Annotated in this window: 27 protein-coding genes and 3 pseudogenes; 12 read left to right on the forward strand and 18 right to left on the reverse strand. The window is 50.9% G+C overall.

Annotation, left to right across the window (positions count from 1 at the left end):
* The 4 genes from ABOC97_RS21670 to ABOC97_RS21685 form a co-directional block, all read right to left on the reverse strand.
* Positions 1 to 290, reverse strand: a 290-nt coding sequence (locus ABOC97_RS21670) for an MFS transporter (protein WP_349601669.1), incomplete at its 3' end; no start/stop codon positions are given.
* 299 nt (positions 291 to 589) lie between these two features.
* Complete coding sequence (locus ABOC97_RS21675) at positions 590 to 1,573, reverse strand: PTS sorbitol transporter subunit IIB (protein WP_349601671.1); 984 nt, start codon at positions 1,571 to 1,573, stop codon at positions 590 to 592.
* Positions 1,564 to 1,785 carry a hypothetical protein gene (locus ABOC97_RS21680; RefSeq protein WP_349601673.1) on the reverse strand — a complete coding sequence of 74 codons (222 nt, stop codon included), beginning with the start codon at positions 1,783 to 1,785 and terminating at the stop codon, positions 1,564 to 1,566. Before ABOC97_RS21680 ends, ABOC97_RS21675 begins: the two co-directional genes overlap by 10 nt.
* Positions 1,785 to 2,303, reverse strand: a complete 519-nt coding sequence (locus tag ABOC97_RS21685; RefSeq protein ID WP_349601675.1) for a PTS glucitol/sorbitol transporter subunit IIC — start codon at positions 2,301 to 2,303, stop codon at positions 1,785 to 1,787. Before ABOC97_RS21685 ends, ABOC97_RS21680 begins: the two co-directional genes overlap by 1 nt.
* Positions 2,304 to 2,633: 330 nt before the next feature.
* Between ABOC97_RS21685 and ABOC97_RS21690 the strand changes: the two genes are divergently transcribed.
* Both ABOC97_RS21690 and ABOC97_RS21695 read left to right on the forward strand, forming a co-directional pair.
* On the forward strand, positions 2,634 to 3,026 hold the full coding sequence (locus ABOC97_RS21690; protein ID WP_349601677.1) for a helix-turn-helix domain-containing protein: 393 nt from the start codon (positions 2,634 to 2,636) through the stop codon (positions 3,024 to 3,026).
* Between the two features lie 35 nt (positions 3,027 to 3,061).
* Entirely contained in the window at positions 3,062 to 3,394 is a 333-nt protein-coding gene (locus ABOC97_RS21695) for a helix-turn-helix transcriptional regulator (protein WP_349601679.1), read from the forward strand.
* Between the two features lie 816 nt (positions 3,395 to 4,210).
* Here the strand turns inward: ABOC97_RS21695 and ABOC97_RS21700 are convergent.
* The 13 genes and pseudogenes from ABOC97_RS21700 to ABOC97_RS21760 form a co-directional block, all read right to left on the reverse strand.
* Positions 4,211 to 4,594 (reverse strand): annotated as a pseudogene (locus ABOC97_RS21700) (tyrosine-type recombinase/integrase); the annotation flags it as partial.
* Positions 4,595 to 4,693: 99 nt separating this feature from the next.
* On the reverse strand, positions 4,694 to 5,935 hold the full coding sequence (locus tag ABOC97_RS21705; protein WP_349601681.1) for an integrase domain-containing protein: 1,242 nt from the start codon (positions 5,933 to 5,935) through the stop codon (positions 4,694 to 4,696).
* A gap of 217 nt (positions 5,936 to 6,152) precedes the next feature.
* Positions 6,153 to 6,965, reverse strand: coding sequence for a hypothetical protein (locus ABOC97_RS21710; protein ID WP_349601683.1), 813 nt, complete (start codon positions 6,963 to 6,965; stop codon positions 6,153 to 6,155).
* A 39-nt stretch (positions 6,966 to 7,004) separates the two neighbouring features.
* Complete coding sequence (locus ABOC97_RS21715) at positions 7,005 to 8,180, reverse strand: site-specific integrase (RefSeq protein WP_349601685.1); 1,176 nt, start codon at positions 8,178 to 8,180, stop codon at positions 7,005 to 7,007.
* Positions 8,141 to 8,347 (reverse strand): hypothetical protein, encoded by a 207-nt coding sequence (locus ABOC97_RS21720; RefSeq protein ID WP_003826122.1) that lies wholly within the window; start codon positions 8,345 to 8,347, stop codon positions 8,141 to 8,143. Before ABOC97_RS21720 ends, ABOC97_RS21715 begins: the two co-directional genes overlap by 40 nt.
* A 38-nt stretch (positions 8,348 to 8,385) precedes the next feature.
* On the reverse strand, positions 8,386 to 8,952 hold the full coding sequence (locus ABOC97_RS21725) for a 3'-5' exonuclease (RefSeq protein WP_349601687.1): 567 nt from the start codon (positions 8,950 to 8,952) through the stop codon (positions 8,386 to 8,388).
* Between the two features lies 1 nt (position 8,953).
* Positions 8,954 to 9,193 carry a hypothetical protein gene (locus ABOC97_RS21730; protein WP_349601689.1) on the reverse strand — a complete coding sequence of 80 codons (240 nt, stop codon included), beginning with the start codon at positions 9,191 to 9,193 and terminating at the stop codon, positions 8,954 to 8,956.
* The gene (locus ABOC97_RS21735; RefSeq protein WP_349601691.1) at positions 9,190 to 9,675 is read right to left on the reverse strand and encodes a class I SAM-dependent methyltransferase; all 486 of its coding nucleotides are present in this window, start codon (positions 9,673 to 9,675) and stop codon (positions 9,190 to 9,192) included. The genes ABOC97_RS21730 and ABOC97_RS21735 overlap by 4 nt, the downstream gene beginning before the upstream one ends.
* A complete protein-coding gene (locus ABOC97_RS21740) occupies positions 9,668 to 9,985 on the reverse strand; it encodes a hypothetical protein (protein ID WP_349601693.1) in 318 nt (105 codons plus the stop codon). Before ABOC97_RS21740 ends, ABOC97_RS21735 begins: the two co-directional genes overlap by 8 nt.
* On the reverse strand, positions 9,982 to 10,467 hold the full coding sequence (locus tag ABOC97_RS21745) for a hypothetical protein (protein ID WP_349601695.1): 486 nt from the start codon (positions 10,465 to 10,467) through the stop codon (positions 9,982 to 9,984). The genes ABOC97_RS21740 and ABOC97_RS21745 overlap by 4 nt, the downstream gene beginning before the upstream one ends.
* Positions 10,455 to 10,993, reverse strand: a pseudogene (locus tag ABOC97_RS21750) (HD family hydrolase). The gene ABOC97_RS21745 and the pseudogene ABOC97_RS21750 overlap by 13 nt, the downstream one beginning before the upstream one ends.
* A 130-nt stretch (positions 10,994 to 11,123) precedes the next feature.
* Positions 11,124 to 11,951, reverse strand: coding sequence for a YfdQ family protein (locus ABOC97_RS21755; RefSeq protein ID WP_349601697.1), 828 nt, complete (start codon positions 11,949 to 11,951; stop codon positions 11,124 to 11,126).
* A 57-nt stretch (positions 11,952 to 12,008) separates the two neighbouring features.
* Positions 12,009 to 12,380: a hypothetical protein gene (locus ABOC97_RS21760; RefSeq protein WP_270502697.1), complete on the reverse strand. Its 372-nt coding sequence runs from the start codon at positions 12,378 to 12,380 to the stop codon at positions 12,009 to 12,011.
* A 364-nt stretch (positions 12,381 to 12,744) separates the two neighbouring features.
* Between ABOC97_RS21760 and ABOC97_RS21765 the strand changes: the two genes are divergently transcribed.
* Positions 12,745 to 13,215 (forward strand): hypothetical protein, encoded by a 471-nt coding sequence (locus ABOC97_RS21765; protein ID WP_281549164.1) that lies wholly within the window; start codon positions 12,745 to 12,747, stop codon positions 13,213 to 13,215.
* A gap of 218 nt (positions 13,216 to 13,433) precedes the next feature.
* On the opposite strand, the gene ABOC97_RS21770 is transcribed toward ABOC97_RS21765, so the two are convergent.
* Entirely contained in the window at positions 13,434 to 14,060 is a 627-nt protein-coding gene (locus tag ABOC97_RS21770) for a LexA family protein (protein ID WP_349601699.1), read from the reverse strand.
* 102 nt (positions 14,061 to 14,162) lie between these two features.
* Between ABOC97_RS21770 and ABOC97_RS21775 the strand changes: the two genes are divergently transcribed.
* The 9 genes and pseudogenes from ABOC97_RS21775 (at position 14,163) to ABOC97_RS21815 (ending at position 19,661) form a co-directional block, all read left to right on the forward strand.
* A complete protein-coding gene (locus tag ABOC97_RS21775; protein WP_281549162.1) occupies positions 14,163 to 14,408 on the forward strand; it encodes a Cro/CI family transcriptional regulator in 246 nt (81 codons plus the stop codon).
* The gene (locus ABOC97_RS21780) at positions 14,401 to 14,952 is read left to right on the forward strand and encodes a YmfL family putative regulatory protein (protein WP_349601701.1); all 552 of its coding nucleotides are present in this window, start codon (positions 14,401 to 14,403) and stop codon (positions 14,950 to 14,952) included. Before ABOC97_RS21775 ends, ABOC97_RS21780 begins: the two co-directional genes overlap by 8 nt.
* A gap of 172 nt (positions 14,953 to 15,124) precedes the next feature.
* A complete protein-coding gene (locus ABOC97_RS21785; protein WP_281549160.1) occupies positions 15,125 to 15,304 on the forward strand; it encodes a DUF4222 domain-containing protein in 180 nt (59 codons plus the stop codon).
* Entirely contained in the window at positions 15,294 to 16,154 is an 861-nt protein-coding gene (locus tag ABOC97_RS21790) for a conserved phage C-terminal domain-containing protein (RefSeq protein ID WP_349601702.1), read from the forward strand. The genes ABOC97_RS21785 and ABOC97_RS21790 overlap by 11 nt, the downstream gene beginning before the upstream one ends.
* Positions 16,151 to 17,038 carry a phage N-6-adenine-methyltransferase gene (locus tag ABOC97_RS21795; RefSeq protein WP_349601704.1) on the forward strand — a complete coding sequence of 296 codons (888 nt, stop codon included), beginning with the start codon at positions 16,151 to 16,153 and terminating at the stop codon, positions 17,036 to 17,038. The genes ABOC97_RS21790 and ABOC97_RS21795 overlap by 4 nt, the downstream gene beginning before the upstream one ends.
* Positions 17,035 to 17,169: pseudogene (locus tag ABOC97_RS21800) on the forward strand (LexA family protein); the annotation flags it as partial. The gene ABOC97_RS21795 and the pseudogene ABOC97_RS21800, both read left to right, overlap by 4 nt.
* Before the next feature lie 105 nt (positions 17,170 to 17,274).
* Positions 17,275 to 17,643 carry a RusA family crossover junction endodeoxyribonuclease gene (locus ABOC97_RS21805; RefSeq protein ID WP_349601754.1) on the forward strand — a complete coding sequence of 123 codons (369 nt, stop codon included), beginning with the start codon at positions 17,275 to 17,277 and terminating at the stop codon, positions 17,641 to 17,643.
* A 116-nt stretch (positions 17,644 to 17,759) separates the two neighbouring features.
* Positions 17,760 to 18,590: a KilA-N domain-containing protein gene (locus ABOC97_RS21810; protein ID WP_333009925.1), complete on the forward strand. Its 831-nt coding sequence runs from the start codon at positions 17,760 to 17,762 to the stop codon at positions 18,588 to 18,590.
* 15 nt (positions 18,591 to 18,605) lie between these two features.
* Positions 18,606 to 19,661 (forward strand): DUF968 domain-containing protein, encoded by a 1,056-nt coding sequence (locus ABOC97_RS21815; protein WP_349601707.1) that lies wholly within the window; start codon positions 18,606 to 18,608, stop codon positions 19,659 to 19,661.
* The last annotated feature ends 9 nt before the right edge of the window (positions 19,662 to 19,670 follow it).

Below are 19,670 nucleotides of genomic sequence, written 5' to 3' on the forward strand. Positions count from 1 at the left end.
CAGGAGCTGAAGAAACCGGTCAGCGCGTTAAAGACGGACCAGAGGATGGCCATCATGGCGAAGACCCAGCGTACGCCGAACCGGTCCATGATATAGCCGGCACAGACCCCGCCCACCGGGTAGGCAAGATTAAAGGCGGCGGTGATCCAGGCGTACTGCTGTTCGGTGAAGCCGATGTCCTTCAGCATGGTCGGAGCAGCGATACCGAGGGTATTACGGGACAGGTAGTTAGTGATGGTACCCATCATAACCAGGACAATAATGTACCATCGTAGATTATTAATTTTCATTTCCAGGGCATCCTTTTCTATCCGTTAATGCGTTAGTTTTGGTGTCCTGCCTGAATAACGCGTGAGCGAAGCCGTTGCCCGTATACGAAATAAAGGCCAGAGACGAAATCGGGTAGTACTGTCAGTCAGGTTATGTGTGGGTTCTTATACCTCCTCATGCGATGGTCCTGCTTAATTTCAGGCAACAGTTATCCCCACCCGGTAAGGGTGTGATGAGCCGTTCACTGTTATCCTTTCGGCCCGGTGCGTTATCCCCCGTTGTCGGCTATCCGCGTACCGGCCCTTTCATCAGCCGTGCGTCAGGTAAACAGTCCGGTGGCGCAGAGCCAGCCGATGATGACGGCCAGCGGTCCCGTCAACTGGCGGGAGAGTAAAAAAGCCGGTACTCCGGCGGCGATAGTGGCCCGGCTGGCTCCCTGAATAGCCAGCCCCACGGGAATGAAATCGCATCCGACCTGCACGTTGATGGCGAACAGGGCGGGTAGAGCCAGGGCGGGAGGCAGGGTCCCGGCCCCGATCTGCGTCCCGATAATCACTCCAGCCATCTGCGAGAAGGCCGCCCCCGGCCCGAGCAGCGGGGACAGGAACGGGAAGCTGTAGATGACCGAGAGCAGCAGGAGCCCCCAGACCGAGCCCACGAGCGGGGTCAGCAGGTGTTCCATGGCGGCTCCCAGGGTTGAGTTTTCGGCGAGGGCCATCAGCAGAGCGATCAGGGCCATAAAGGGCAGGATGTCGCGCAGTGATACCTGAATGGCCTCCCGGGCTGCATCGCGTAACAGGGGGAGCACTTCCCCCACCCACAGGGCCAGACGAACCTCCCCGGCGGCAAGGCACTTAATCCCGCGTGGCGCGGGTGGCGAATGGCGGATCACTGGCCTGGACTCCCGTATGGGCGATGAGACCGGATCGGGCACGGTGTGTATGTCCGCCCGGGCGATTTCGGAGAGGGTCACTCCGGAGACATAGGTGGCATCGGTGATGAAGCTGGCGAGATGGCCGTTGTAGCGGCCCGGCCGGACGTTGATTACCGGAATGCGCTTCTGAGGATAAAGGCCGCAGAGCAGGGAGCCCGGGTCGTCGAGTACCACGCAGAGCAACCGTTCGTCGGGGGGCAGGGTGGAATAGCCGTTGACCAGCTCGGACCCGGTCAGGGCCGCCAGCTCGATGGCGACGGGATGAAAATCCGCGCCTGTGAGACACAGGATGATCCGGCCGCTGCGCAGCGGAAGCCAGAAGCCTGTGCCGCTGCCCCCGGGGCCGGGGGTGATGTGGATCAACTCCATGGATAACCCTCCTCGATGATGAACGCGCTACACCGATCAGCAAGTTCTGACATCGGATCGCCCGGATGCTCGACCCCGTCGTGGAGAGACACATGTGCATGGTCGAAGAACATGACCAGGATGCCTTTCCCGGATAGAGACCCCCGCGCCAGTGAGCGGCAGTCTTTCACATGGGTTCCCGGCTTGCAGATGAGGGTGTGGTAGCGTTGCATCAGCGTTTCCCTCGTGAGGTGATCCGCAGAAAGATCCACTCTGTGACCATGCCCCGGATAAGGCTGATCAGCACGGCAGTCAGGAGATAGCGCAGGGCCAGCTGGGTCACGGGCAGGCCATGGATCCTAAGTCCGGCCGTAATGCTTAACCAGGCGACCAGTTCAGGGGTCACTACCCCCGGGAAGGCGGTGGACAGGGGATGGGCGAGGGTGGTGAGCGCATCCTCGAAGCCAGGCTTACTTTTCTCCGGCAACACGACCCCGAGGGCCAGTGCCCCTGGAGCCCGGAGCAGCAACCAGCCAATGACTGGCAGGAGCCCGTAGGTGAGCACCCTGGAACGGCCACAAAGCCGGGCGAAGGCCTCCGTTTGCGCGGTACCTACGAGGCGCAGGGTCACGGTGAGCAGGATCCGCATGAACAGAAATACGGGCAGTATGGTGACGGCCAGCGTGAGAAAATGGCTGCTGGCGCTCTGGATAAAGGTAAGGATGCCGTCGTTCAGGCTAAGCAGTTCCATATCCAGTCCTCTGTCTGGAGAAAAAAACGTGGTCCTGGCAAACCGACCAGGAGGAGCCAGCATGGCTGATACAACAGTCAGGGGCCCCGGACACAGTGGCGGTACAGACTCAAGCACCTGCTTAGTTTTTTTCAGGGCGAGAGCAGGCGTGGCATTTCAGCCCTGTTTATGCGATTCTCAGAAGTTAAGTTTGCAGAAATGCAATGTCTGCAATGAGATGAATGACTATAAGATAACAAAGTTAACTTTAAATGTGAATCTTAACTTTTGTCTAGTGGAAATGTTATTAATTGATTAATAATCAACGGCTTATTCTTCTGGGTAACTGAAATGGATATTAAGAACGAAGAAAATCGAGAAGAAGATCACAAATTCCAGTTTGGAAGAAGATTGGCTCAAGCTATGTTGCTTACAAAGCATTCTAATGCGGCCTTAGCCAAGGCTATTGGTGTTAGTGAGCCAATGATTAAAAAATACGTGGATGGGAAAAATTTACCTAAGGCCGACGTGCTCCAAAAGATTTCACTAGTATTAGGTATTGATGTTTCTCTATTGCTTGATGCTCAGGATTCAGATGGTAATAGAGAGGATAAAGACCTTGAGTTCCTTAACCAAACATTCAAATATCTTACTGTCTTGCAAAGAAAAATAATCCTTAGACAACTTTCTGAAACCGTAACCAATCTCCTTAAGCTAGAAGAAAACTACCTTACCAAGAAATGACTAAGTCAGAATTCGGCCAGAGGCTGACTGATGCTATGTCTGCGACAGATGACACGGTTAGCTCACTTGTTGTCAAAACAGGTATACCTAACTCGACTATCAGGAGTTATCTGAAGGGAGACTCAGTTCCTGGGATTTTACAGCTTAAAAAATTAGCTTCTGGGATGGGCATCAAAGCAGGATGGCTATTGGGCGACGAGGATGGTCAACCCGCATTGCGATCGGATGCTGATGCGCTTGAAAAAGATCTCGAGTTACTTGAAAGTGTGTTCAGATATATGACGCCGGGACAGAGAGCCAGAATCTTAAAGCGTGTGCTTAACAGTATTTCTGGCCAACTGGATAAGGATTTTGGCGGAAGTAGGTAAGGGGAGTAGTACAGTTGTTCTTGAGGAAATCATGAGCTTGATTATCCGGTTGAGTGACTGACGTCCAGTTAAGGTAAATGCAAAACAGGCAGCTTATTTAAGATCATAGAGCCTCCTTTGTCATCCGCCCCATGGTATCGCCCCATAACATCGCCCCACGGTGTTGGGCGATGTTATGGGGCGACAGCCAGCTCGCGTTGCGGCAAAGTGCCGTAAAGCTGTGCTTCCCGGCACAACACCCCGAACGCCTGTCAATGCGGGCTGGACGCCCTTATTCCAGTCTCGTGGGGTAATGTCGCGTCTGGACGCCGCGCCAAAACCCCCAGGGTCAAAAGCGGCACACCGTCACGCGCTACGCGCGACCAACCCCTTTAAGACGCGCGTTTCGCCTGTTTTTTTCTCGCAAGCTCCAAAAAAACGGGAACGCTGCTTTAAAGGGGTTGGTCGCGCAACGCTACCGGCTTCTGGCCGGAGACTTAGCGGCGACGGTGTGCGGGGCAAGCCCCCCAAATAAACCGACGCGTGGGCGCGTCTTTTTGCTCGCTGGGGCGGCAAAATTTATTCGGCTCCCCCCGGCCTGCTCGGTTCCCCCGGGGCGAACGCTCGCAGGTGGGTTCGGGCGACGCAAATTAGCCATTTCTTCGAAATGGAATTTACTCACCTCACGCCACTTTTTAATTTCTGCTGTTCGCATCCATTAAAAAGCCATACAAGCGCAGCCTGCCATATCGATTGTCCCTGAAAAACGGGTAATGACGATGGTGAGTAATCCCGCTGTTTTATCAGGGCTCAGTGCTCGTTCTGTTGCACGCCGCCTCAGGCAGCCTTAATTGACTTCTTAAAGCGATAAGCCGGAATGAATTGATGCTGGCAGGTATTAAGATAATCCGACCACCATTGCATCATCTGGGTCCGTTCGTTGAGGTGTTCCGCTTTGTGAATATACGCGGCGAGAACGTGATTGCGCTCCTGATGGCTCGTCTGCCGTTCCACGGCATCTTTTGACCAGCGATCTGATTCAATCAACGCGCTACATGTTATCGTACGGAAGCCATGTCCGCAGATGTCCGCCTGTGTGTCATAACCCATTGCGCGCAGCGCCTTGTTGATGGTGTTCTCACTCATTGGCTTATGGGCACCGCGATCACTGGGAAAGAGTAAATCCCCGTTGCCGGATAATAGTTCTAGCTTTGAACAGACCTCGTAGTGAGGACTGTATTTTTCTACGGTTTGGAGGAAGCCCAATTTCATACCATATATTATTTATGGTATGAATCGGAGAAATATGGCTTCACATAATCAATTGATTGCTTTCAGCCCCCGGCTCCCGCCCTCCAGTAGGCTGCCATTATCCGCTGCTTTCACAAAGTCGGCCCACCACTGCATCATGGGACGGCGTTGCTCCAGATAGTCGCTACGGTTATAAGCACGGCGTACTTCATTTTTATCCACATGAGCGAGAGCGGCTTCGATGACATCGGGCGGAAAGCCTTGCTCATTGAGTGCAGTGCTGGCGATTGACCGCATGCCATGTGATACCAGGATACCCCCCAATCCGGCGCGTTTTAGTGCGGCATTGACCGTCTGGCTACTCATTGGTTGTAACGGTTTAATGCGGCTGGAGAAAACATATTCCCGTTGGCTGCTTAAGGGCCTCATAAGTTCCAGAACAGCTAATGCCTGAACGGACAGTGGAACGATATGTGCACGCTTCATTTTCATGCGCTCCGCCGGGATACGCCATTCTCTGGCGTCTAGATCGATTTCCTGCCAGCGTGTATCAGAAGCCTCGGAAGGACGGGTGAGGGTGAGAAGCTGCCACATGAATAAACATCGAGTTGGTAATTCAATGCTTGCCAGTCGCATCGTCTGCATCAGTTGTGGTAGTTGATCAGGGCGGATGCTGGGCATATGTTTTTTTTGTGGTTTCTCGAATGCCTTGCTGATGTTAATGCTCGGAGCGGTATCGATCAGACCAGCATTCATGGCATAAATCATTACTTCATTAATCCGCTGACATAAGCGCCTGACTGTTTCCAGAGCGCCTCTGGATTGTACTGGCTGGATAGCCTGTACCAGCGTGGGGGCTTTAATGTCTGTAATACTTATTTCTCCGATGGCAGGGAAAATATCTTTTTCGAGGGAACGCCAGATGTCTGAGGCATAGTCGGCAGTTATGCTGCTCTTTTTTAACTGTAGCCACTGTCCGGCAACGATCTTAAAGGTATTGGATTGAGCTTCCAGCGCCTGCCTGCGTAGGGATTGTTGGTGTGTGTAAGGATCGATATCTTTGGTCAGAAGGGTCCGGGCTTCGTGGCGGCGTTGTCGGGCATCGGCTAGGGTGACTTCGGGATAAGGCCCAAAAGTCAGTTTTGCCCGTTTTTGGTTAAAAGGCCGAGAATAACGATATTGCCAGACTTTTTTCCCGCTGGTCTTGATCAGTAGTTGTAGGCCATCACCATCATGTAGCGTGTATTCCGCTTCTTTAGGCTTGGCGTTTTTTATCTCTGTATCCGTAAGCGGTTTTGTCAGACGAGCCATAGGTACCTCACGATTTAGGTACCCGATAGTTAGGTACCTGACGACTGGGTACCTAACAAGGTACCTAAAGGCAGCGGAAGTCACAACACCTTGTAATATGTCCGGAGATACAAAAAAGCCCGCAAGGCTTGCGCCGTACGGGCTTTCAGGATTTCACCGGACATATACGGATCATTATTTGGTGGAGCTGGCGGGAGTTGAACACGCGTCCGTATATCTATAACATACTGTTTTTATTGAAATCATTCTCACTAATGAATTCGGCGTATCTTTTGCGGATACCTTTAAGTCCTTTTACTGTCTTTTCCTTTATACCAATTTTATTGAAAGTAATTTTCCCATTCATCAAGATATCATCATCATTATTAACTATATTATAAAAGTCTACTTCTATATCGTATTCTTCTTTGAATTTACTACCACCTATATCTTTGTAACTTATTGTGAGAGAGAATTTTGGTAGATCTCTATTCACTTTACCTTCAGCACTTAATGAATAGATTAAAATAGCACAATTTAAAGATATGCAGGGGAATGGGATCAGTATTTCTGTTGGTGCTGAGTTTTGATTGAATGATAGAATATAATCATGAGCATCCTCTCCATAACGTGAGGCAAATTGATATCCAATTTCGGGATCTGCGTTATCAATTGTTAGTCCATTGTCATACAGAGAAATTTTGGCTGGTTTATCTAATTTACTGAAATATGAATTTATTGTCTCTACCGATTTTTTATATTCATAATTCCAATGGATAACTACATCCAGTGCTGCCCCAAGTCCAATATTTATAGCTATGTTACTTTTATTCAGATGGGTGTTATTGCTTCTTTTTAGATGAATTCTGTTAAATAAATTGTTTTTAGTGTTGTTTATTTTGTAAGTAAATGACTGAGGATTAAATACAACTTGTGGTTTATACGAAAGCTTTCTTTGTAAACTAGCCTGTGCTACAACCATCAAAGCAGCTATTGCAGAAACCAATGCTGCAATAGCTGCTACTAAGGCTATCAATCTATCTGGAGTCATCTTCGCATCTCAACTCAGCTCAAGAGAAGAGATTATTATTTAGTTTTGTTTGCAATTCAATGTTTGTAATGAAGTATTATTATCGTACTCTTTCAAATATCGACCATAATGCCTAAACAACATTTCTGGACCCTTATGACCCATCTGAGTGGCGAGCCAGAACAAATTTGTACCTTGGCTGATATGCCTGGTGGCGAATGTATGTCTGGTTTGGTAGGGATTACGGTATCGAATTCCAGCTTTACGTAATGTAGGTACCCACGCTTTCTTCCTAATAGCATCAGCGCTAGCCCATGCTTTATTGCTTTTGGGGTCTTCGAAGACAGTATCATCTTTCATAAAAGTGAAAGATTTCTGACTCGCTAGAGCATCTATTGCTTCGTTAGTCAGTTCAACTTTCCGTGTTCCAGCTTTGGTTTTGGTCCCTTTGATTACGCCAACAACGCTGGCGTTCTGAACGTGGGCAGTCTTTCCTACAAAGTCGATATCACGCCAACGAAGAGCACACAGTTCAGAGCTACGCAGCCCGGTTTGGATAGCGAACCGGAAAAGGTTCTCCCACTGCTTGTTACCGGCCGCTGATAGTAAAGCGTCTACTTCTGCTGGTGACAACGGATCTACCACATAACCACTTTCTGCCTCTGATTTATCACTTTGGTAACGTGAGGCTGTTACCAGTGATACAGGGTTAATCTGAAGCACACCATCCGTCACCGCCTCATCCAAAGCAGAACGCAGAAAAGACAACTGGTTTCGGATAGTCTTCAATGTGGTTTTCTGGCTCTGGATCCATGTCTTCAATGCGGCCGGCGTCAATTCACTCGCGGGAAAAATATGAAGTGATAACAGTGCGCTTCGGCATTTCTTATATCCGCCAATCGTTGAAGGGGATAGCTTCCTCGTTTCACATATCACCAGATATTCGTCTAGGTACATCTTCACCGTTTTTCCTGCGGCTGCGTTGCCGAAAATTTTTAACCTGGTAGAGCGGGGAAAGTATTCTGCATAAACAAAAGTTCCCCTTTCTATCTTGTTATAGATTTCGCCGAGTGTGCGCTCGGCATATTTGATATTTTTAGGGGTTACGTCCAGATTAGAAAGAGGTTCACGGCATTTCACCCCCTTATAAGTGAAGGTAATGTTGATGGTTTCACCGTTGCGATGTTTCCTGATGGTTACGCCGCGCGGGAGTTTAGGCGATTCTGTCGTGCCCATTTTGCAACCTCACTAAGATCAATCCATCTCTCCTTAACGCCGTCGACCTTTAGCACCTGTACCCCTTCTCGCCACACACCGCGCTGTACGCGCTTATTTATGGCATCTGGGGTTTCGCCAGTCTCTTTGCAATAAGTTGAGATGGGAACACAATCGAGGCTCAGCATATATTTCTCCATTACCCCGGCTGCACCCGGGGGAATAATCAGTTGTTGCTGGTGGCTGGTATCAGTTTTTGCCAAATTGCCGTGACATATTTGGCCTGATGACGAGCATCCGCTAAAGCATTATGAGCGACGCCATCAAATGGCATTTCTCTTTTAGGATCGAAACCTACCTGTCGCCCCAGTATAACGATGGTTCGCACATCGCTGTCATTCCAGAATTGCCAAGGGCAAGGGTGGCCGGCGCGCTCATAAGCACTACGTAAAATAGTGTTATCAAACGTGGCCCCATTACCCCATACCTTCAGGAATTTAGGATCCGTATTGCGGTTAATGAAGTGGCTCAGTTCAGAAAGGGCCGCCGCGATTGGTAAAGCGTCATCAACGCAGATTGCGGATCGTGCTTCCGGGCTTTGCTTCAGCCACCAGATGATGGTGTTGCCATCAGGGACAGCCCCTTGCTTCATTGCGCTGGCGAGGTTCACGGCGGTGTAGTATTCCGGGCCCAGCTCACCGCTAAGTGGATCAAAGAATACAGCGCCAATGGCGACAACAGGCGCGTTTGGTTTCGTGCCCATGGTTTCAAGGTCGATCATTAAATGGTTCACGTTAAACACCCTCCTGTTGTTGAGTTTCTTCATTCTGAGCTGATTGTGCGATGGTCGCAGCTTTACGGTACTCGAGCAGCTCGTCTATCGCTTTTATCGCATCAGCGGTGATGTAGTCCTGTGTGCTGCCGTTTTGATAGTTGAGCGTGCGCTGTAGCTCGTTACGTACCCGGATAAGCCTATCATCTGTCAGTCGGTCATTTGCTGGATGGTTAGCTGGGTCTGTTAAGTTGATTGTCATGCCGCACCGCCTTTAACAAAAATAATCCAGTGAGTTTTATCGTTCTTCCCGGTTCGCTGGCCAATCGCCGGTTTCTCGTCAGTTAGTGCCAGAATCTGACTGACTGGTATCTGTGTTTCGTTCCATTTAAAAATCAAAACTCCGTGTGGCCGCAACACGCGAAACGCCTCTTTGAAACCGGCGCGGATATCAGCGCGCCACGTTTTTTTGTTGAGTCGCCCGTATTTCTTACCCATCCAGGCAGCCTGCCCGACGCGCTCAAGGTGTGGCGGGTCAAAAACTACGACCGGAAATGATGCATCCGAGAACGGCAGCGCACGGAAATCAGCAACGAGGTCAGGACTGATAACCAGACGGCGTCCGTCGCACAGCTTATGCTCTTCTTGTCGAATGTCAGCGAACACAGCGCGGGTGTCGTGCTTGTTAAACCAGAACATGCGAGAACCGCAGCACATGTCCAAAACTGTCGCTGCGTTACTCATGCTCGGCTCCTTGGCGTAACCAGATGCACACAGCGCCATCTTCAGTGTCGTGGATGGAACCGACAAACCAACCTTCACCAGCCGGCGCTTCAGGCTGCCAGGTAGAGATATCGTACCCATCAACGTCAGGGTCGATATCTTCTTCATCACGATAAGACACGGTCCACTGCAGGCCTTGTGCTTTCATCCAGTCATTAAATTCAGCAGTTGGAACGTGCTCGCGACCATCACAGAATGCTTCGTAAATTGGGTGAGTCCAGTAGCCGTATTGGTCACGCTCAACTGGCATAGCAACGATTTGAGTGTTCATGATTTAGCTCCTTGGCGTAACTGGGCGGCAAATCCATTGCAGAGCTCACCGGCATCCTGCAAGACCAAGCGCGCATCTTCATGCAACCCTTGGGCGTACTGTTTCAGGTATTCGCCAGCCTGCTCGGCCCCTTTCGCTCGAACGTCAGCCAGGAACGCGTCTGTTGCCGGGGTTTTTGCATATACGGAATCCACCGTTTGGAGTAGTTCGGTTGCGTCTTCCATCGCGCCACGCCAGTCCATGCGACCACCACTATGCTCAAGAATTGAAACCGCCAACGCACGGATGAATATATGGCGTTCACGCGCATGAGTATTCTCCGCGACCACTGCTGCTCGGAGCTCAATAGACTCGGTAAGAGCCGCAAACACGGTATCCAGTCGGGTAATGACCTCTGTCATTACTTGGCGCTGTGCTGGTGGCAGGTCACCGACGGTCGCGTGCGCTTTTGCGACAAGCTCTTTCACCTTCAAGCGGCACATTGGCGGAGCTCCATCAGTTCGTTAAAGCGATTAATGAAGAGGCCGAATGCTTGACCAGGGCGGAGAGGGATAACTTGAATTAGGTCTGAGCATGGGATCCCTTCCAGGCTTTCCCACTTCGATCCGTCGTCGATTTCCAGATCACGGCGCTCGGTGGCCAGCATGGTTAGATCTGCATATTTGACGACTTCGGCGTGCTCCAGCGGAATATCGAATTTGAACCGGATAAGGTCATCAACATAAGTCTCGATACGGCGGTAATCGGGCAGCAGCGCTTTCAGTGGTGCCGGGATGTCCTGGCAATATGCCTCTGCGGCATCGTGCATCAGTGCTTCAAAGGCGAACTCAGGCGGAACAAGCTGGCTAACCATACCGAGTGCTGCGCCACGCTGTAGAACTCCGGCAGGTGCCCGGCAAAGCGGCAGATATGGGAGAGGGCAGTCGCGATATCTTCAATATCAATATCGTCCACGGTAGCGGTCAGGTAGTTAAATTTCTTGCCGGATAATGTCTGAATGTAGCTCATTTCTTTCTCCATTTTAGCGCGCTGCACCGCGCGGATTTTGGTTGCACGAATCCCTCGCCAGGTGGCGATAATTAACGGGATTACGCTTCACTAATAACCCCCGCAGCTGGGGGCTATTAAGGCAGGGTAATTACGCGCTGAATTTACCGATAAAGGTTTCCACTGGTTCGCCGTCGAATTTGCTGATCAGCAGATCACGGAACTCGTTAGCAATAGCTTCTTCCTGGGCTTCCAACTGCACGATACGGATAACGAAACACGGCTCGCCACTTTTGAGCAGGCTATTACGCAGACTGAATGCACGCTCGCCAAGACCTTCATAGGGCACGCATTTGAACTCGAACGCCACCGGCATAACGTCTTTGCTGCTGGCCTCAATGCTTTGCATCAGCGATTTTTTGCCGCTGAAATCGCTATCTTCATGATCGGACTGTGTAGCCTGTTGGATAGTGACGCGGCGAACAGCCTGGGCGGCCTGGGTGATCTGCATGGTGTTACCGTCGGCATCGAATGCCAGCAGGTAGTCTTTCCAATCCTCCAGCCATTCGGCGATCTGCTTCTGGCTCAAACGGGTACCGTCAATAGCGAGCAGCGCGCGGAAAGGTGCCGTCTTTTTCAGGCCAATTGATGCGGTGTTATCGGCATGGCCTGGGTTAACCAGCGTGCCGATATTGAAGATAGAGCGTGCACGCATATTATCGGCATCAATAAAGCAACGGGCTGGCGTTACATCGCTGGAGTAGCCAGTGGAGTAGCGGACGAAATCGTCAATGCTGGTTGTTTCCATAGAGCCACGGAAACGGAAGCGCTCAAGATCGAAACGCTCCAGGCTTTCAATGGCTACGTTCTCCGGGAGCAGGGCGGTAGGGCACGCGGTTTTGCTTACTTTTTCCAAAGTGAAGGCGGAAAGAGTAAGTTTCTGAACGGCCTGGATCGCGGCGCTATCAAGCTGTGTCATAACAATTCCTTAAATGTTGGTGTAGAAAAACAAAATCGATGGTCTATCAATCGCGGCTTACTTCGCCGCGCGCAGCTTTCCGTCTGGATCACCGCCGAGGGTGAACAGGTTCCCCTGGTCTTCCTGCAGGATGGTGAGTTTCCCGCCTTTGTTAACCCACATAGGGGTTTCGGTGGTGTCCTCTTCGGTCGCCTTCCCGCGTGGCGTTGGGGTGACGTACTGAAGCTTGTGCTTAATTTTGACGCGCTTCTCTTCGACGGAATTGCCCATACGTTCAAAATCAAAGGTCAGAGTTACCTTGCCTTTGTTGCCATTATTCAGAACGCCCAGGGCTGTGTTATTCAGTGCCGCTGCGATTTTGTTCATGAACACGCCGGCATCCAGTTCGCCCAAAAAGTCGGGCACTACGGTCATGCGATCATTACTCATGGTCACCTCATTGTGACGGCTGCCACCGTCAGTAAGTTTTCTCCATACATGATGTTGTGGCGGTGGTGCCTCCACCTGCCAGCCCGGCCAGGACTGACGACGTACACTAATCAAGACGCATTTTCATTTTTAAAGTTGAATATGCTGGTGGCCTCGTCACGTGCGCATAGCCGCAATTACCACAACTGAGAGCGCACTCCGGTTTATGTTTCACACCTGTCATCCACAACTGGTAGAGAAGGAGTGCGCTTTCATGTTGTGTGCCTGTCTTTTCACCACATAAGACTCGGTGGATTCTGGTCATTCCCCAACAACAAGGATTCGGTTAATCTGGATATCCTCAATATCAAGGAGAGTTTTCGAAGTGATTGCTGAACTTTCAGCGGCTATGACCGCTATTAAGGAGACTGCCGGCCTCGCCAAAGTCATAAATGACGCTAAGACTGATGCTGAAGTTAAAGCTGCAACTATCGAACTTCAAAACAAGCTAATCACACTTCAAGCGGAATGTTTTTCCCTTGGCGATGCGATCCGCCTTCGGGACGAAGAGGTAGTGCATCTCAAAGCAAAAATTGCAGATTTTGAAGATTTTAAAAGCCAAACTGAAGGTTATGTCCTACAAAAGCTTGATTCTGGATCGCTTGTTTACTCTAAGAAGTTGATCGTGAGTGAAATGGAAACAACAGTGCATCTTTGCCCACATTGCTTTATTAACAAGCAGGTATCTATGCTTCAGCCTCAGGTGGTGGGTATTTATGATGCCTTTCAAAAAAGTCATTGTCCCTCCTGTAAAAACGTTTTTGATACTGATAAAACCCCGCCGATTAATTGGTGATGTTGTGGATATCCAGATTGTTAAAGAGCAAAGCGTCCTATGGGCGCTTTTTTGTTGCCTGCGAATCATCCGGTCATTCATACGCCACCGGCGGCTACTTCGTGGGCGTCCTGCCTGTTCGCTGTTAGTAATTAAAATCTAACTTAACTTAGTTTTTTGGTCAAGATGAAATACCAAACATTTCTTAGTTTGGTACTTAGAGTAGGGTTAGGTGATGGTTAGAGTTCGTACTGAACACCTTTAACAACACCAATGATTGTGCAGTTCCCGTTGATGGGAATGTTTGGGTAGCGAGGATTTAGAGGGACGAGAAATTTTTGTGGCCCATCGATGACCAGTTTCTTTACTGTTGCTTCATTAGTTCCATCTAATCGAGCTACAACAATTTTCCCGTTCGCCGGCTCGGCATCAGGGTCAACAATAACAGTAGCTCCTTGCGGAATAGTGGGGAGCCCATTAGGGTTGGTCATTGAATCGCCTTTAACATCAAGAGCAAATGATCTATCGCTAATTCTTAATGCTGTTTCAACCCAGCGTTCAGCTTCTTCAAAGGTGCTTGCTTGCCTGCTTTCCGTAAAGGCTCCTGCCTGCACCCAGGATATTACGGGGATCTTGCGCATACTGGTTATTAATTTATCTTCAAAATTAGTCCCGTAGAGGATGTAATCTGTTGATGTATTGAAGTATTTTGCAACTTTTGTTAATGCTGCTCCACTGGGAGTATTCAAATCTTTCTCCCAGTAGCCTACAGCTACGTCACTGACACCACAGAATTTACCTAACTCTTTCTGTGTTGTTTTCGTTATACGTCTCAGATCCTTAATTCGCTGGCCTACCGATTCCATGCCGTTTCCTTTAATCGATATAAAACTAAGTAATCTTAGTTTTTGTTGACCAAAGTAAGATTGATTATTAATATCTAACATAACTTAGTAAATGGAGGTTCCATGACCACAGATGACATTGAGAAATACTTCGGTAGCGCAGAAAAAGTTGCTGACTTTTTTGGGATTACCAGCGAAGCCGTTTACCAGTGGCGAAACAGACCCGGCAGGTTGATTCCTAAAGGGCGCGCTGCTGAAGCGGCATATAGAACCGACGGTCAGCTTTCTTTTCAGCCTGAATTGTATGGAAAGGCTAGTGAATCAGCAGACCATTTAAAACCACAGAAACAAGGTGCTAGCCGTGGGTAACGAACCTATGTGGAAAGTTGAAAGACAGCCAGCCTGGCTGGTGGCCGCAATTAAAAAGACGATTACCGATCTGCCTGGTGGATATGTTGAGGCGGCGGAATGGTTGGGAACGACTGAGAACGCATTGTTTAACCGTTTACGCACCGAAGGCGATCAGATCTTCCCTCTGGGCTGGGCGATGGTTTTACAGCGTGCTGGTGGTTCTAACCATATCGCGGATGCAGTAGCGCGCCATTCTCAGGGCGTATTTGTGCCACTGGCAGACGTTGATGAAGTGGATAACGCAGACATCAACCAACGCCTGATGGAGTCCATAGAGTGGATCGGCCGTCATTCTAACTTTGTGCGTAAAGCTACTGCTGATGGGGTGATTGACGCAGAAGAACGTGCCCAGATTGAGGAGAACAGCTATCAGGTGATCGCGAAGTTTCAGGAGCACGTCACGCTGCTTTATCGAGTTTTTTGTGTCGCAGAAAAGAGTGACGCCCGCGAGTGTGCAGCTCCGGGCGCCTTGGCGAACAACTCTTCGTGTATGGAGAAATAATCCGCATGAGCAATTTAATCGTAAATCCTCACTTACCGCAACTACGGATGATCCCGGTGCCGGGTTCTCCGCTGTTTCGGTATGAACGCAGAGTATCAAACCGCTGGGTGCCATGTAACCACAGTCGGGCCGTATCAATTGTGGGTGTCTACTACCGGAGGGCAAAACGCTTATGCGCGTACTTAACCGACGGTACCGGGACCACCGCGGCGTGCCAGTCCGTGTTATCCGCTGGGAACCAGAAACACAGCGCGTTATCTACTTGCGCGACAGCTACCCACACGAGTGCTTCAGCCCACTCGAACTGTTTCGCAAAAAGTTCAGGGAGATAACGGAAGATCATGAGCACTAAATTAACCGGCTACGTATGGGATGGCTGCGCGGCGTCGGGCATGAAGTTGTCGAGTGTTGCGATTATGGCTCGCCTGGCTGATTTCAGCAGCGACGAGGGCGTGTGCTGGCCGTCGATTGAGACTATCGCTCGCCAGCTTGGGGCTGGGCCGAGCACCATCAGAACGGCAATCGCGAAGCTTGAAAAAGAGGGCTGGCTTACCCGTACCCAGCGCCGTAACGGCAACCGCAATGCCTCGAACGTGTACCGCCTGAATGTAGCAAAACTGCGAATGGCGGCATTTTCTCAACTGTCAGAATCTGACACGTCAAAAACTGACGCATCAAAATTTGACGCCTCAAAATCTGACCCGTCGAAATCCGGCAAAAACGGCGGTTTTGACCCGTCAGAATCTGGCGGGGATCCGTCAGTAAATTCAAAACCAGAACCACAAGTAACTACTAAAACCCCTTGTCCGGTTGCGGCGCAACCAGACCCTGAAATTGTGATTACTGACCAGGCGATTGTTGTTTTAACTCACCTGAACCAGGTCAGCGGATCCCGGTACCAGAAATCAAAAACCTCGCTGGAAAACATCCGTGCCCGTTTGCGTGAGGGTTACAGCGTTGCCGACCTGCAGCTGGTGGTTGACCTGAAGCATGAGCACTGGAACGGGAACGACGAACAGTACCAGTACATGCGACCGGAAACGTTGTTCGGGCCAAAGAAGTTTGAAGGTTACCTGTCCAGCGCTGCCCGCTGGGATAAAAAAGGCCGTCCCACTCGTGATACCTGGGATAAAACCCGCGAACGCGACATAAACGCCATCAGTCAACCTAACGACACTATTCCAGCGGGGTTCAGAGGATGATTAAAAATCAATACTGCCAGGCGCTGGCGGAAATGCGCAGCAAAAGCTCGCACAAGTTGAAGGAAGTCGGCGATCAGTGGCGTACTCCTGATCTGCTTTTCTGGGGCATCAATGCGATGTTTGGCCCGTTGGTTCTCGACCTGTTTGCCGATGACGATAACGCGAAGTGCCCAGCATGGTACACAGCAGAAGATAACGCTTTAACGCAGGACTGGTCTGCCCGTTTGATGGAGCTCAGCGGCGCTGGGTACGGCAACCCGCCATACAGCCGGTCGCAGTACCATGAAAAGCAGGCAATCACCGGTATGCGCCACATCATTGCACACACACTGGCAATGAGAGAACAGGGCGGGCGCTACGTCTTTTTAATCAAAGCGGCAACGGGTGAAGTCTGGTGGCCGGAAGAAGCGGATCATGTCGCGTTTATCCGTGGGCGTATCAGTTTCGATCTGCCTGTGTGGTACCGACCTGAAGAAGGGCAGCCGTCCGAATCATCTGCAGGGTTTAGTGCTGCTATTGCGGTATTCGATAAGTCATGGAGTGGAGAGCGTTTCAGCTACATCAGCCGCACCGTGCTTGAAGAAAAAGGGCGTGCGTCTATGGCACTGGCCACCTTTGCCGCCGGTAAAGCTCTGCCACCAGCCGCGCCGCATGTGCAGAAGGAAGAACAAGCCGCGGCGCCGCAGGTATTACCGGGAACAGAATCACGCATCTGGCCACTTGAGGTAGGCCTTGTGTTTAACCAGGTAGATGGCGCTGACATGCTGGCAATGTCACAGCAGAACGAGCTAAAAGCCCACATCAACCAACTCTGGTTGGAGCGTATGCCCACACCTGAAATTATTGCTGCCGCGCGCAGCATGATGGAGGTAAGCGCCGCATGACGACTTTAACAACACGCCAGCAGCACGTTCTGGATCTCCTGATCGCTTACCAGCGTGAACATGGTTTTCCGCCTACCAACTTTGAACTGGCCGGGCTGCTGGGTTGCAGCTCACCAAATGCGGCAGCGGATCACCTGCGTGCGCTTGAGAAAAAAGGGGTTATCAGTATCACCCGCGGAGTGTCCCGCGGAATCTCCATTATCCAGCCAAAGCCTATGAATTCCGGCACCGATGGCATGAAACTTGTTCTCCCATTCCCGCCGAGCGTTAACACCTACTGGCGCGCCCCTAACAAGGGGCCGCTGGCCGGTCGCCACCTGATCAGCGCTGACGGTCGCAAATACCAGAGCGCGGCCTGTGCGGCAATCATTGAGCAGCTTCGCCGCTTGCCTAAGCCGTCAACCGAGCAGGCAGCTGTAGAAATCACCCTTTACCCGCCGGATGCGCGCCGCCGTGATCTGGACAACTACAACAAAGCGCTGTTTGACGCGCTGACGCATGCAGGCGTTTGGGAGGACGACAGCCAGGTGAAACGCATGCTGGTGGAGTGGGGGCCAATAGTGCCGAAAGGCCGAGTAGAAATAACGATTATGCCATTCAACTAAGGGGAAAATATATGTCCAACTGTGGGTTGAATGGTGTGCTTTATGGCAGTAATGTCGGAGAGTGCAAGCGAAACGGGCGTGCAGGCCCTTCGCAACAATCAGTGTATGGAGAGAATATGACCAATAATCATGTTGTGGGCACTGCTACGCCCAAAAACCACTCGTTGTTTGTTATTGATGGCGTTTCGGTACGTCGTGACATCATGGGGCGATACTGCCTTAATGATCTTCATCGGGCCGCCGGTGCTCTCGATAAACACAAACCAGCCTTCTGGCTCAGGAATGAACAAACTGAACAGCTAATCGGCGAGTTGCTAATTTGCAACTCGGAAATCCCCGATCCTGTTAGCGTTGTACGTGGCGGTAGAGAGCAAGGTACGTATGTGTGCCGTGAGCTGGTATATGCCTACGCCATGTGGATAAGCGCCGCCTTTAACCTAAAGGTGATCCGCATCTTCGATACGCTCCACTCTACAGCATCATCAGCAATTACCGCCGACCGCATTCAGGCCGGGGTCATATTGCTGGAGTCGGCATCACGTATGTTAAACCTCTCTAATTCCTCAAAGCTTGGTGCATACCAGAAGCTGCAGCAGGTAGCCGGATTGCCGGATCTAATGCCCTCATATGCTATCGATGCGCCAGCAGGTGCCCTCGACGGCTCCAGTCGGCCGACACAATCCCTCAGTGCTTTACTGAAAGCCAATAATGTCAGGTTGTCTGCAAATCAGGCATATCAGCAGCTGGCGAAACTCGGCGTAGTTGAACAGAAAGAACGCCGCAGCAGGACGGGAGCCAATGGGGTTAAAAAATTCTGGTCAATGACAGCCAAAGGTTGCATGTACGGGAAAAACATCACTAGCCCTGCGAATCCCCGCGAAACACAACCGCACTTCTTTGAATCAAAATTCTCAGAACTGCTGAAGTTGCTTGAAACGGTCCATTGATGGGGTGTGATAACGATGAGAGCCTTACTCACACCTGAAATAGTGCCGCGCCTTGGCGTGGTACTAATCAAGCCCGGTCGGGAGTTAATGCACCTGTTCGCATCTGGACGGGTGCTGGTCGAGCGGGAGCCTGAAAATATGGCACGATTCCCGTCAGGTCAGATCCCCGATGCTTGCCAGCCGCTGTTGGAAGATTCCAGCTTAAATACCTTTTTTACTGATGAGCGGGTTATTGCCGCTGCTGGTGGAATGGCTGGTCTTGAGCATTGGCTGCAGCAGCGTTTTACGAAATGCCAATACCCGGACCCGGACTACCATCACGCCGAATTAACGACGCTATGGCATCAGCCAGGAGCGCTGGTGGTGTGCTGGCATTGTGATAACAAATTGCGTGGGAAGACGACGGACAAATTACAGGCGCTTGCGCTGGGCAATGTTGCCGAGTGGGTTATTGACACCGTGCAGGCGGGGCTGGGATACAACAAAGAACGCACTCTTTCTTTAGCTGAGCTTTGCTGGTGGGCAGTTCAGTCAGGGATTGCGGCTGCTATCACTGAAGGAATGGCGCATCGGGCGCTAAGGATTCCAGAAGAGCCTTTCTTATCTGTTTACCGGGAAAGCGACATTGTACCTATGCCACCGGCCACCAGCATTGTGCAGGCGAAAGCTAAGCCCGTTGATGCTTTACCGCCGCGACGTCATGACACTGAAAGCACCGACACTCAAAAGCCAATTATGGCGTTAGCTATTGATCCGGAGTCGCCAGAATCCTTCTTGTTGCGGCCTAAGCGCCGCCGTTGGGTGAATGAGCAATATACCCGATGGGTTAAAACGCAGCCCTGTGAATGTTGCCGGCGGCCTGCAGATGACCCGCACCATATCGTTGGGCACGGTATGGGCGGCACAGCAACAAAAGCCCACGACCTCTTCGTGATCCCTCTGTGCAGAGAGTGTCACGACGAACTACACGCCGGTGTATCGGCATTCGAACAGAAACACGGCACGCAGCTGGAGTTGTTGTTGCGTTTTCTGGATCGGGCGCTGGCGATCGGCGTAATTGCGAAAGCTTAAGTGTATGGA

This window comes from Kluyvera huaxiensis, assembly GCF_040149365.1.
Lineage (GTDB): Bacteria > Pseudomonadota > Gammaproteobacteria > Enterobacterales > Enterobacteriaceae > Kluyvera > Kluyvera intermedia_A.